Raw genomic sequence first — 12,319 nt, 5'->3', positions numbered from 1 at the left:
CGTGACCAAGAACGAACTCATCGCAGCTGTTGCCGAGAAGGCAGGCCTGACGAAGGCGCAGGCGGGTTCTGCCGTGGATGCCACGTTCGACATCATCGAGGCCACCCTGAAGGCTGGCGGCGACGTGAAGCTGGTTGGCTTCGGCGCGTTTTCGGTGAGCAACCGCGCAGCCCGCGACGGTCGTGATCCGCGCACCGGCAAGCCGGTGAAGATCGCCGCTTCCAAGGCGCCCAAGTTCTCGGCCGGCAAGGGCCTGAAGGACGCCGTCAACAGCTGACGGAACGAGCAGTGCTTCGCGAGCGCCGCCGGGCCCCCCGGCGGCGTTCGCCGTTTCAGGGGCCGGTATCAGACGAGCCCCTTGCCTCGATGGGCCGGGGCGGCTAAATGGCGAGCTTGATCGGTCCGGGCGGTTAGCTCAGTTGGTAGAGCGCCTGCTTTACACGCAGGATGTCGGCGGTTCGAGCCCGTCACTGCCCACCATTCCCTTTGCGAGAACGCCGCGCGCAACGAGTAGCGCTCACTCCGCATGCCGGCGCGCGAGCGCCGCGCCGGGCCAGAGCTTGGCGGCGGCGCGGGCATATTGCGGCGGCAGGCTGAGGCTGGCGCCCAGCGTCTCCGCGGCATGCCAGCCCCAGCGCGGATCGTCGAGAATGGCGCGGGCGAGCGCCACCTGGTCGGCGGCGCCGCTTTGCAGGATCTCCTCGGCCTGGTCGGCCCGGGCGATCATGCCGACGGCGCGGGTGGTGATGCCGGTCGCCGTCTTGACCGCCTTGGCGAAGGGCACCTGGTAGCCGGGCGACACGGCAACCCGGATCCTCGGGTTGATACCGCCCGAGGACACGCAGGCATAGACGAGGCCGGCGGCCCTGAGGTCGGCGGCGAGCGCCACCGCGTCCTCGACCTGCAGCCCGTCCTCGGCCCAGTCCTGGCCGGTGATGCGGGCGCCGAGCGCCACCCCCTCGGGGAGGGCGGCCCGGACCGCGCCGGCAAGCGCCAGCGGCCAGGAGAAGCGGTTGGCGCGCTTGCCGCCGAAACCGTCGTCGCGCTGGTTGGAGAGCGGGCTCATCACATTGTGCATGAGATAGCCGTGGGCCATGTGCAGTTCGACCACGTCGAAGCCGATCCTGGCGGCCCGGCCGGCGGCCGCGACGAAAGCATGGGTGATCCGCGCGACATCCTCGGCGTCGAAAGCCCTTGGGGTGTGCCAGCCGTCGTCGAAGGGGATCGCGGAAGCCGCCAGGACGGGCCAGGGATCGGCATCGGGGGCGAGCGCGTGGCCGCCTTCCCAGGGGCGCTGGGCCGAGCCCTTGCGGCCGGCATGGCCGATCTGGATGCCGAAGCGGGTGCCGGGCAGGGCGACCGTGCGGGCGGCCGCCAAGGCGCGCGCCAGGCTCGCCTCGTTGGCGTCGGAATAGAGGCCGAGGCAGCCATGGGTGATCCGGCCCTGGCGCTCGACGGCCGCGACCTCGAGCACGACAAGGCCCGCGCCCGACATGGCGAGCGTCATCAGGTGCTGCAGATGCCAGTCGCTGGCGCAGCCGTCATTGGCCGAATACTGGCACATGGGGGCGACCACGATGCGGTTCGGAACCCGCACCGGGCCGAGATCGAGAGGCGTGAACAGCAGGCTCATCGGGTGGTCTCCTCGGGGCCGAACGCCATGGGCCGGCATGGCGGCGCCACTGCATTCGCGCGCCGATCCGATCAGGCCGCAAAGCCGGCGCCGCGGCAAGAGCCGCGGCGCGGCGGGCGCATGTGTGCGGCGCAGGTCACCCTGGACCGACCGAATGTGGCTTTGCGTGGCTATTCCGGGTAATCCACCTGTCCGTTCTCCGAAGAGGCCGTTCCGTGGAACGTCCATGCTCCGGGACTGTGCAGCCAAGGCAGCGGAATTCTTCGGAAACGCCATGACAACCACGACGCAGGACATGCTGGCGGCCGGCGACCGGCTCGCCCGCCGCAACGCCTTCATCCTCTCGCTGGCGACCGCGCTCGCCGGAGCCAACACGACCGTCATGTTCGCGACCGGCGCGATCGTCGGCGCGGGGCTCGCGCCGACGCGTTCGCTGGCGACATTGCCGATCTCGATCTTCGTGGTCGGCCTAGCCGCCGCGTCGCTGCCGGTCGGCATGCTGATCCACCGGGTCGGGCGCCGGGCGGCCTATCAGATCGCCACCTCGGCCGGCGTGCTGACCGGCCTGTTCGGTTATCTCGGCGTGACGCTGGCGAGCTTTCCGATCTTCTGCCTCGCCACCTTCTGCGCCGGCTTTTATGCCTCGGCCGCCCAGAGCTACCGGTTCGCGGCCGCCGACACCGCCTCCGACGCGTTCCGGCCCAAGGCGATCTCCTGGGTCATGACCGGCGGCATCATCGCCGGCGTGGTCGGGCCGCAACTGGTGGTGTGGACCAAGGACGCGCTGCCGCCGGTGCTGTTCGCGGGCACCTATATCGGCCAGGCCGTGGTGGCCATTCTCGCCGGCCTGATCCTGTCCTTCATCGACATTCCCAAGCCGAAGCCGGTCGCCGCCTCGGCCCGCCGGCCGGTGTCGCGCTTCTTCCGCGACCGGGCCTTCCTGACCGCGGTAATCTGCGGCGCCTCGACCTACATGCTGATGAACTTCGTCATGACCGCGGCGCCGCTCGCCATGATCGGCTGCGGCCACGGGGTCGATGACGCGGCCTACGGCATCCAGTGGCATGTCATCGCCATGTACGGCCCGAGCTTTTTCACCGGCAGCCTGATCACCCGCTTCGGCGCGCCGCGAATCGTTGCCGTCGGGCTCGGGCTGACCGCGCTGGCGGCGGTCACCGGCCTCGTCGGGCTGACGGTTGCGCATTTCTACGGAGCCCTGGTGCTGCTCGGGCTCGGGTGGAATTTCGGTTATATCGGCGCCAGCGCCATGGTCGCCGCGACCGCGCGGCCGGAGGAGCGCACCCAGGTCCAGTCGATCAACGACTTCTGCGTGTTCGGCGTGATGGCGGTCGGATCCTTCTCGTCGGGCCAGATTCTGACCAATTACGGCTGGGACATGGTCAATTGGGTGGTGTTCCCGATCGTTCTCGTCGCCGCCGTGTCGCTGGCGCTGGGAACCGCGCGCCGGGCGCCGGCCGCGGCGCATTGAGTCGATCGCGACTTCGACCACACGAACCTCTCCCCGGTCGCCTAAAGGCCGAGGCTCGGCATAGCTCTCTTTCGTTGCTTACCTGAAAGGACTTTGGCAAAAAAGCGACGGTCCCGCGACAGCCGGTCACTCCAGCGCTGCGCGCGGTGAACAAGAGGCAAGAAGAGCCGGCCGAAGTGGTCGGACGGTCGTTCATTCGGACGGCTGGTCGAGAGGAACGTTGTCAATGAGCACAGCCCTTTGGGTGGTTATTATCGGCTGCGGATTATTATCCGTGGTCTACGGCGCTTGGGCGACCAAGTCGCTGATGGCGCAGGATCCCGGTTCCGCGCGAATGCAGGAAATCGCCGGCGCGATCGCCGAGGGCGCGCAGGCTTATCTCCGCCGCCAATATCTGACGATCTCCATTGTCGGCGTCGTCATCCTGATCGGCCTGTACTTCCTGCTCGGCACGGTCGTCGCCATCGGCTTCCTGATCGGTGCGCTGCTCTCGGGCGCCGCCGGCTTCATCGGCATGAACGTTTCGGTGCGCGCCAATGTGCGCACGGCCCAGGCCGCGACCAAATCGCTGGCGGCCGGTCTCGACATCGCCTTCAAGGCCGGCGCGGTTACCGGCCTCCTGGTCGCCGGTCTCGCGCTGCTCGGCGTCGCCGGCTATTATTGGGTGCTCACCGGTCCCATGGGCCTCGGCGTCGCCAGCCGCACGGTGATCGACGCGCTGGTGGCGCTCGGCTTCGGCGCCTCGCTGATCTCGATCTTCGCCCGGCTCGGCGGCGGCATCTTCACCAAGGGCGCCGATGTCGGCGCCGATCTTGTCGGCAAGGTCGAAGCCGGCATTCCCGAGGATGATCCGCGCAACCCCGCCACCATCGCCGACAATGTCGGCGACAATGTCGGCGACTGCGCCGGCATGGCCGCCGACCTGTTCGAAACCTATGCGGTGACCGTGGTCGCCACCATGGTGCTGGCGGCGATCTTCTTCGCCAAGGCGTCGCCCGCGGTGCTGCAGGCGGCCCTGATGTATCCCCTGGCGATTTGCGCGGTGTGCATCGTCACCTCGATCGCCGGCACCTTCTTCGTCAAGCTCGGTGCGTCCAACTCGATCATGGGCGCGCTCTACAAGGGCCTGATCGCCACCGGCGCGCTGTCGATCGTCGGCCTGGCGGGCGCCACCCAGTTCGTCACCGGCTGGGGCGAGCTCGGCATCGTCGCCGGCCAGTCGATCACCGGCAAGGCCCTGTTCGTCTGCGGCCTGGTCGGCCTGGTCGTCACCGGCCTGATCGTTTGGATCACCGAATATTACACCGGCACGGGCAAGCGCCCGGTGGTGTCGATCGCCCAGGCGTCGGTCACCGGTCACGGCACCAACGTGATCCAGGGCCTCGCCGTGTCGCTCGAATCGACGGCACTGCCGGCGATCGTCATCGTCGGCGGCATCATCGCCACCTTCCAGCTCGCCGGCCTCTACGGCACGGCGATCGCGGTCACCACCATGCTCGGCCTCGCCGGCATGATCGTGGCCCTCGACGCCTTCGGCCCGGTCACCGACAATGCCGGCGGCATTGCCGAAATGGCCGGCCTGCCGAAGGAAGTGCGCCAGTCGACCGATGCGCTCGACGCGGTCGGCAACACCACCAAGGCGGTCACCAAGGGTTATGCCATCGGTTCGGCCGGTCTCGGCGCGCTCGTGCTGTTCGCGGCCTATACCAACGACCTGCAGCAGTTCATCGATGCGGGCCTGCCCTATTTCAGGGATGTCGGAAAGGTCTCCTTCGACCTGTCCAACCCCTATGTGGTGGCCGGCCTGATCTTCGGTGGCCTCATTCCCTATCTGTTCGGCGGCATCGCCATGACCGCCGTGGGCCGCGCCGCCGGTTCGGTGGTCGAGGAAGTCCGCCGTCAGTTCAAGGAGAAGCCGGGCATCATGGCCGGCACCGACCGGCCGGATTACGGCCGGGCCGTCGACATGCTGACCCGCGCGGCGATCAAGGAAATGATCATTCCGTCGCTGCTGCCGGTCCTGGCGCCGCTCGTCGCCTATTTCGGCGTGCTGTGGCTGTCCGGCTCGAAGGCCTCGGCTTTCGCGGCTCTCGGCGCCTCGCTGCTCGGTGTCATCGTCAACGGCCTGTTCGTCGCGATCTCGATGACCTCGGGCGGCGGCGCCTGGGACAATGCCAAGAAATCCTTCGAGGACGGCTTCGTCGACAAGGACGGAGTGAAGCACCTGAAGGGCTCGGACGCCCACAAGGCCTCGGTGACGGGCGACACCGTCGGCGACCCCTACAAGGACACGGCGGGCCCCGCCGTGAACCCCGCGATCAAGATCTGCAACATCGTCGCGCTGCTGCTGCTGGCCATTCTCGCGCACTGAGCGACAGCGACGTCATCGAAGCGAGCCCCGCGGAGCGATCCGCGGGGTTTTTCGTTGGGGGAATGGTGAATGGGGAAGGCGCGTCAACCCTCGCCCACGCCTGCGTGGGAAAGGGTGGGAGCGGAGCCGCCAAGTGAGGGCGGCTGCGTCGGTGCGTTCGGTGCATGTCGGGTGAAATCGAGGGCTCAGCCCCCATCAAACCCTCAACCGGCGCCTGCACAGCGTCTCGCCATGCGAGGCCACCCTCTCCCGCAGGGGGGGCGAGGGCTTACGCGGCAACGACCGGATGTCGAGCGCTGCGTGGGGGCGCGTTACGAGCGCGGGCCCTGCAGGATCTGGCGCAGCAGGCTGGCTTCCTCGCCGCCGCTGGTGGTCGTGCGGTTGATGAAGTCGAACACCTTGCCGTCCTGCAGGCCGTAATTGGCGATCCGCTCGACCTTGCGCTCGCGGGTGAAGTAGACCGCGATGACGTTGCGCTCGACGGTCCTGAGCGGCTGGAACAGGAACGAGCGCGTCTGCTTCTCGTTGATGTAATAGAACACGTCGCCGCTGATCGTGGAGATCGTCGTCGGCGTGCCGAGCGCGACCAGCACCTGGTCCTGGCTGTTGCCCGGGCGGACCTGGGCGAGCGCCTCCTCGGAGACGATGTAGCCGCGATTGAAGGTCTCGCCCGCGGTGAAGGAGGGCGCCGAAGGCAAAGACGGCATGGTCAGGGACGGGCCGTTGGAACATGCGCCGGTCAGGAGGGCGGCACCGATCACCATCGCTGCCTTAGAAAAAGAGAACTTCACGGGCACCATTCGCACAACCTTCAACACCCTGCGGCGTCGTGGACGCCGCCCCGCGCTTGAATGCGGGGTCGCGTTGACGTACCCCGCATGCGCATTCTTTTCAACCCAAAGCCGGACTGAACCTCATGATCTTCGGCCTTTTCCGCCGGAACAAGGGCGACGAGACGATCCGCAGCCTTTACGGCGCCATCGTGGCGCAATCGCGCAATCCCGCCTTCTTCCGCGACCATGGCGTGGCCGACACCGTGGAAGGTCGCTTTGAGATGGTGGTGTTGCATATTTTCCTCGTGCTGCACCGGCTGAAGGAAGAGGCCCCGGAGCGCCGGGAGCTGGGGCAGGCGCTGTTCGATCTGCTGTTTTTCGATCTCGACCGCGGCCTGCGTGAGCTGGGCGTCGCCGACACCAAGGTGCCGAAACGCATCAAGAAGATGGGCGAAGCCTTCTACGGGCGGGTCAAGGCCTATGACGAGGCGCTGGCGAGCGGCGAGCCGAAACAGCTCGAACAGGCGATCGCCCGCAATGTCCTGGGCCGGCCGGATGCCGAGGCTTCCGCGCTTGCCGCCTATGTCCGGGCCGCCGCCGCCGATCTCGCCGCCTTGCCGTTTGAACATCTGGCCACCGGCCGGATATCCTTCCCGCTGGTTCGCCACGGAGGCCAGTCATGACCGCACGACAATCCGCCGCACACCTGCCGCGCTGGCCGGTGCGGATCCAGGAGGTGCCGGCTGGTGGGCGCCATGTCCGGCGCGACCGGCTGGAGCCCGCCGACGGCGCGGCGCTGGCGGCGGCGATCGGCGTCGAGGCGATCGAGGCCTTCCTGCTCGACGTCGAGATCCGGCCGTATCACGGCGATGGCCTGGCGGTGACCGGTCGCGTCCAGGCAACGGTGTCGCAGACCTGCGTGGTCAGCCTGGAGCCGGTCGCCAACGTCATCGAGGAGGAGATCGATGCGACCTTCCGGCCGGTCGACAAGCTGAAACCGCATCTCGTTCATGACGAGGAGGACGGGCTGGCGATCGATGCCTCGGTCGCGGCCGACGATCCCTTGATCGGCAACGAGATCGATCTCGCCGCCATCGCGATCGAATTCCTGGCGCTGGTGGTCGATCCCTATCCGCGCCGGCCGGACGCGGCCTTCGAGGCGCCTCAGGCCGCCAACGAGGCATCGCCCTTCGCCGGGCTCGCCAAGCTGAAACGCGAACCCTGATGCCCAGCATCAAACTTTCGCCGCAGCCACCCTGCCTCTTGTGCCGCCGGAGCCAGACGCTATTGTCCCGGCTCCCTGGGCCGATCGGTTTCCAGCAACGCAACTGGCGTCCGAAGCGACGCTCGAACGGGATGGCGAATGTCTGAGAAGGTCAGGCTGGCCCTTGATGCCATGGGGGGCGATTTCGGCCCCTCGGTCATCATTCCGGGCGCCGAGATCGCCTTGTCGCGCCATCGCGACCTGGAGTTCGTGCTGGTCGGCGACGAGCGGCAGATCCTGCCGCTGCTGGCCGCCAATCCACGCGTCAAGGCGCATGCGCAGATCGTTCATACCGATATCGCCATCCGCATGGACGACAAGCCGTCCAAGGCGCTGCGCTACGGCCGCCGCGTCTCGTCGATGTGGAAAGTGCTCGACGAGGTCAAGTTCGGCCGGGCCGCCGCTGCGGTGTCGGCCGGCAATACCGGCGCGCTGATGGCCATGGCGGCCTTCAACCTGAAGACCATGGCCGGCATCGAGCGGCCGGCGCTCGCCGCGCTCTGGCCGACGCTGAGGGGCGAATCCATCGCGCTCGACATGGGAGCGACCATCGGCGCGGATGCCCGCGCGCTGGTCGACATGGCCGTGATGGGCGCCGCCATGGCGCAGGTGGTGTTCGACCTGGAGCGGCCGACCGTCGGCCTGCTCAATATCGGGGTCGAGGAGGTCAAGGGCCTCGAGTTCATTCGCGAGGCCGGCCAGATCCTGCGCGACGCCAATCTGTCGAGCCTGGACTATCGGGGCTTCGTCGAAAGCGACGATATCGGCAAGGGCGTCGTCGACGTGGTGGTGACCGAAGGCTTCACCGGCAATATCGCGCTGAAGACCGCCGAAGGCACCGCCAAGCAGATCGGCGAATATCTGCGCGGCGCCATGTCGCGCACCTGGCGGTCGCGCCTGGGCTATCTGCTCGCCCGCACCGCCTTTGCCACGCTGCGGGAAAAGATGGATCCGCGCAAAAGCAACGGCGCCGTGTTTCTCGGCCTCAATGGCGTCGTGATCAAGAGCCATGGTGGTACCGATCCACTTGGCTTTGCGAGCGCCGTCGATATCGCCTACGACATGGCGCGCTACGACCTCCAATCCAAGATTCGTTCGATGGTTGATGCCTATCATGCGTCGCGGGCCGAGCCCGCACCCGTTTCCCTCGAGGCCGCATCGTGACACTGCGTTCCGTTGTCCTCGGCGTCGGCAGCTATCTGCCGGAACGTGTCCTGACCAATGCCGAATTGTCCGAGCGTGTCGACACCTCGGACGAGTGGATCGTCCAGCGCACGGGCATCCGTGAGCGCCATATCGCGGCTGATGGCGAGACCACCTCGGATCTCGGCCTGAAGGCCGCCGAGGCGGCGCTCGCCCATGCCGGCATCACCGCCGCGGATATCGACCTGATCCTGCTGGCGACCTCGACGCCGGACCGCACCTTTCCGGCCAGCGCCACCGCCATCCAGGCCCGGCTTGGCATCACCCACGGCGCCGCCTTCGACCTGCAGGCGGTCTGCTCGGGTTTCGTCTTCGCGGTCACGACGGCGGACAAGTTTCTCCGCTCGGGCAGCCACAAGCGGGCCTTGGTGATCGGCGCCGAGACCTTTTCGCGCATTCTCGACTGGGAAGACCGCGGCACCTGCGTGCTGTTCGGCGACGGCGCCGGCGCCATCGTGCTGGAAGCCCAGGAACAGCCCGACGGCATCGCGGGGCGGGGCGTGCTGACCACCCATCTGCGCTCCGACGGGCGGCATACGCCGAAGCTCTATGTCGACGGCGGGCCGTCGCTGACCGGCACGGTGGGACATCTGCGCATGGAGGGCCGGGAGGTCTTCAAGCACGCCGTCGGCATGATCACCGACGTGATGAACGACGCCTATGCCGCTACCGGTACGACATCGGCCGACCTCGACTGGTTCGTGCCGCACCAGGCCAATAAGCGGATCATCGATTCCTCCGCCGAGAAGCTGAAGATCGCGCCGGAAAAGGTGGTCATCACCGTCGACCGGCACGGCAACACCTCGGCGGCGTCGATCCCGCTGGCGCTGGACGTCGCGGTCAAGGACGGGCGTATCCAGAAGGGCCACCTGGTCATGCTGGAAGCCATGGGTGGCGGCTTCACCTGGGGCTCGGCGCTGATCCGCTGGTGAGCGGCGAAACGTCCGGTGCCGCCCTAAGGTGGTTGACCGGGGCCTCTTGAGGCCATAGTGATAATGAAATCAGGGTGATAAGCATGGCCGTCGGTTCCTGGAACCGGTGGCCGGGTGGCTTTTCCGGGGCTTGCATTGGGGGTCGACATGACGGGCAAAACCGTCACGCGCGCGGATTTGTGCGAGGCTGTCTATCAAAAGGTGGGGCTGTCGCGGACCGAATCGGCGCAGCTCGTCGAACTGGTCCTGAAGGAAATCACCGACTGCCTCGCCGAAGGCGAGACGGTGAAGCTGTCGTCCTTCGGTTCGTTCGTCGTGCGTTCCAAGGGCGAGCGGGTCGGACGCAATCCGAAGACCGGCCAGGAAGTGCCGATCGCACCGCGCAGGGTGATGGTGTTCAAGCCGTCCAATATCCTCAAGGCGCAGATCAACGGCCACAGCACCGCCGGCCTCAAGGATTGACGGATCGACGGCGCGGCGCCGAAATCGGCGCGACCGGACCTGGTCGGGCGTGGTTTTGGATTGTCGGGCGGTCACGAATCCGTCACCGTTTCGCCGCCGGTCCCGGCTAAGGGATCGAAGCTCCGAAACAATTGGTTCGCTCAGTGGACAAGGCACCGGACGCATATCGCACGATCAGCGAGGTCGCCGAGGATCTCGACCTGCCACAACATGTCCTGCGCTTCTGGGAAACGCGATTTGCCCAGATCAGGCCGCTGAAGCGCGGCGGCGGGCGGCGTTATTACCGGCCCGACGATATCGATCTGCTGAAGGGTATCCGCCATCTGCTCTATGGCGAGGGCTACACGATCCGGGGCGTCCAGCGGATCATCAAGGAAAGCGGCATCAAGGCCATCCAGGCGCTCGGACGAGGCGAGGGCGGTTCGGCCCTGCCCAAGCCCGGCGGGCCGGAAGTGGTCGCCTCGGACGATCAGGTTGCGGGCGAGGCGATGCGTGGCCCTCAGGCTTCGGGCCTGCGCGCCAGCCTGAAGGGGTTGCTGCCGGTCCTGCGCGGCGAGCCCTCCCATCCGGCGGACGAGGCGCGCACGCGGTCTGAGCCGGCTTTCGGCGACGATGAATTCGAAGCCGAGGATTTCAACGAAGACGAGGACGACGACCAGCCGGTCGGGCCGACGCGGACGCAATCGTCCGCCGGCGACCTGCAGCAGCCGCTTCGGCCGGCCCCGACCCAGCGACCGGGCCAGGACCTGTCGGCCGGCCAGCCCTGGGCGCCGGCGGGATCCGGACCCCGGCCGGCTCCGCCGCCGCGTGGCGAGGGACCGCTTGCCGCTCCGAGCCATCACGCGGCGCCGACCACGCTGCTTGCCGCCGACGATATCCGCAAGCTGCAGTCGGCGCTCTACGAACTGACCGAGTGCCGCAAGCGGCTCGACCAGGCCTTCGAGACGCACTGAGGCGGCAGAAGGCCGATCCTGCCGCGCGGGCCGTGTCGGTGCAGCGGCGGCTGGCGTTCGGCCGGGACATGCCGGCAAACAGGACAGGTCGGCAAACAGGACATGCCGGCAAAAAGGAGCCGCCCCGGAGGGCGGCCCAGTTTCATGAAGAAGATGCACTGCGAAGGACGATACACCGCGCTTGTGGCTAATAGCGGGCAATGATCGCCGCCGGCCCGGTGGTGAAACGGTGGTTGAGCCCGACGCGGACCGCGTGGTCCTGATATCCGGCGCTGACCAGGAAGGGATAGGTCTTCTTGGCGACGTCGGTGTAGCGATATTCGACCAGGCCCGAGACGTTCGGCGTGAAGCGGCATTCGACGCCGACGCTGGCGGTTCAGCCGATATGGGTGTTCGAGGCGTTGACACCGACGGCCGGTGCCGCCCCCTTGGCGGCGTCGGGCAACGCGGGACTGGCGGTCGGTCCGGCGATCAGGCCGTCTCAAGGCTGATCGAGCGACGATGACCCATTGACGATGAACCCGGCCGTGGCTCGAGGCTCCGCCTGCGCTCGTCGTCTGTTGGCTACCACGGCAGCCTCTCGTTGTCTTTCTGTGGAAAGACCACTTTTCCGATTGCCGCGGCGGTGCTCTCGTTGTCGTTAGGTCCCAAAGTATTCTGGGAGGCAATATGAAGTTTTCGGTTCTCGCTTGTCTGTCTTTGGCCCTGGCCGGCTGCGCGGGAGCGCAGGCGACGCGGACCTCAGCAAATACGATGGTGGTTCAGGCGAGCGCCGCGCCCGCATGCGGACCTCAGGGAGCCGCGCGGGTCGCGGCCCTGACGGTCGCCGTGGAGACCATTCGCGCCGGCTACGATCGTTACATCATCGGCGGCGCCCGGGCGCAGGACAACGTCCAGGTGACGCAACTGCCTGGACACGCGCAGACCTCCGGGACGGTGACCTCGTATGGCGGTGGGCTCGCGACATATCGCGGGACCACGACCTATGTCCCCGGACCTACCGTGATCAGCGGCAGCCATGATCAAGATCTCCAGGTCATGATGTTTCGGGCGGGAGATCCGGGTTATGACAACGCCCTGGACGCCAAGCAGATGCTGGGACCCGAGTGGCAGGAGCGGGTGAGGAACGGGATACGGACCTGCCTGTGATCGGCCAATGAGGCGGCGGCGCATCGGCAGGGCTGGACGCGACGCGCCACCTTCGCGGAACTGAACCGGTGCACGAACGGGCCGGGGGGA

General features: G+C 67.4%; 12 protein-coding genes and 1 tRNA gene. 11 read left to right on the top strand and 2 right to left on the bottom strand.

The features are described from left to right. Nucleotide 1: 1 nt before the first annotated feature. Together AC07WJ_RS31335 and AC07WJ_RS31330 are read left to right on the top strand one after the other, a co-directional pair. Nucleotides 2-277 carry an HU family DNA-binding protein gene (locus AC07WJ_RS31335; protein ID WP_494938641.1) on the top strand — a complete coding sequence of 92 codons (276 nt, stop codon included), beginning with the start codon at nt 2-4 and terminating at the stop codon, nt 275-277. A 127-nt stretch (nt 278-404) separates the two neighbouring features. Beyond that, a tRNA-Val gene (locus tag AC07WJ_RS31330) sits at nt 405-480 on the top strand. A gap of 37 nt (nt 481-517) precedes the next feature. On the opposite strand, the gene AC07WJ_RS31325 is transcribed toward AC07WJ_RS31330, so the two are convergent. Next, nucleotides 518-1,633, bottom strand: a complete 1,116-nt coding sequence (locus AC07WJ_RS31325; protein ID WP_494938640.1) for an oxidoreductase — start codon at nt 1,631-1,633, stop codon at nt 518-520. A 274-nt stretch (nt 1,634-1,907) separates the two neighbouring features. Here AC07WJ_RS31325 and AC07WJ_RS31320 point away from each other — a divergent pair, with 274 nt between their 5' ends. After that, nucleotides 1,908-3,122, top strand: coding sequence for an MFS transporter (locus AC07WJ_RS31320; protein WP_494938639.1), 1,215 nt, complete (start codon nt 1,908-1,910; stop codon nt 3,120-3,122). Nucleotides 3,123-3,348: 226 nt separating this feature from the next. Then, on the top strand, nt 3,349-5,493 hold the full coding sequence (locus AC07WJ_RS31315; RefSeq protein ID WP_494938638.1) for a sodium-translocating pyrophosphatase: 2,145 nt from the start codon (nt 3,349-3,351) through the stop codon (nt 5,491-5,493). Between the two features lie 311 nt (nt 5,494-5,804). Here AC07WJ_RS31315 and AC07WJ_RS31310 read toward each other — a convergent pair whose 3' ends face one another. Then, nucleotides 5,805-6,257, bottom strand: a complete 453-nt coding sequence (locus AC07WJ_RS31310) for an outer membrane protein assembly factor BamE (RefSeq protein ID WP_494938637.1) — start codon at nt 6,255-6,257, stop codon at nt 5,805-5,807. 152 nt (nt 6,258-6,409) lie between these two features. Here AC07WJ_RS31310 and AC07WJ_RS31305 point away from each other — a divergent pair, with 152 nt between their 5' ends. From AC07WJ_RS31305 to AC07WJ_RS31275, 7 genes are all read left to right on the top strand, one after another. Next, a complete protein-coding gene (locus AC07WJ_RS31305; protein WP_494938636.1) occupies nt 6,410-6,949 on the top strand; it encodes a ubiquinol-cytochrome C chaperone family protein in 540 nt (179 codons plus the stop codon). After that, complete coding sequence (locus AC07WJ_RS31300; protein ID WP_494938635.1) at nt 6,946-7,491, top strand: DUF177 domain-containing protein; 546 nt, start codon at nt 6,946-6,948, stop codon at nt 7,489-7,491. Before AC07WJ_RS31305 ends, AC07WJ_RS31300 begins: the two co-directional genes overlap by 4 nt. Nucleotides 7,492-7,629: 138 nt before the next feature. Next, a complete protein-coding gene (gene plsX, locus AC07WJ_RS31295) occupies nt 7,630-8,694 on the top strand; it encodes a phosphate acyltransferase PlsX (protein ID WP_494938634.1) in 1,065 nt (354 codons plus the stop codon). Further along, entirely contained in the window at nt 8,688-9,665 is a 978-nt protein-coding gene (locus AC07WJ_RS31290) for a beta-ketoacyl-ACP synthase III (protein ID WP_494938734.1), read from the top strand. The genes plsX and AC07WJ_RS31290 overlap by 7 nt, the downstream gene beginning before the upstream one ends. 147 nt (nt 9,666-9,812) lie before the next feature. Next, on the top strand, nt 9,813-10,127 hold the full coding sequence (locus tag AC07WJ_RS31285) for an integration host factor subunit alpha (RefSeq protein WP_494938633.1): 315 nt from the start codon (nt 9,813-9,815) through the stop codon (nt 10,125-10,127). A 143-nt stretch (nt 10,128-10,270) separates the two neighbouring features. Beyond that, nucleotides 10,271-11,080: a MerR family transcriptional regulator gene (locus AC07WJ_RS31280; protein ID WP_494938632.1), complete on the top strand. Its 810-nt coding sequence runs from the start codon at nt 10,271-10,273 to the stop codon at nt 11,078-11,080. Between the two features lie 669 nt (nt 11,081-11,749). Then, complete coding sequence (locus tag AC07WJ_RS31275) at nt 11,750-12,229, top strand: hypothetical protein (RefSeq protein WP_494938631.1); 480 nt, start codon at nt 11,750-11,752, stop codon at nt 12,227-12,229. Nucleotides 12,230-12,319: the final 90 nt, after the last annotated feature.

The organism is Phreatobacter sp. GW821-FHT04C01, from assembly GCF_059420385.1.
This window is presented reverse-complemented; position numbering and strand designations above follow the sequence as displayed.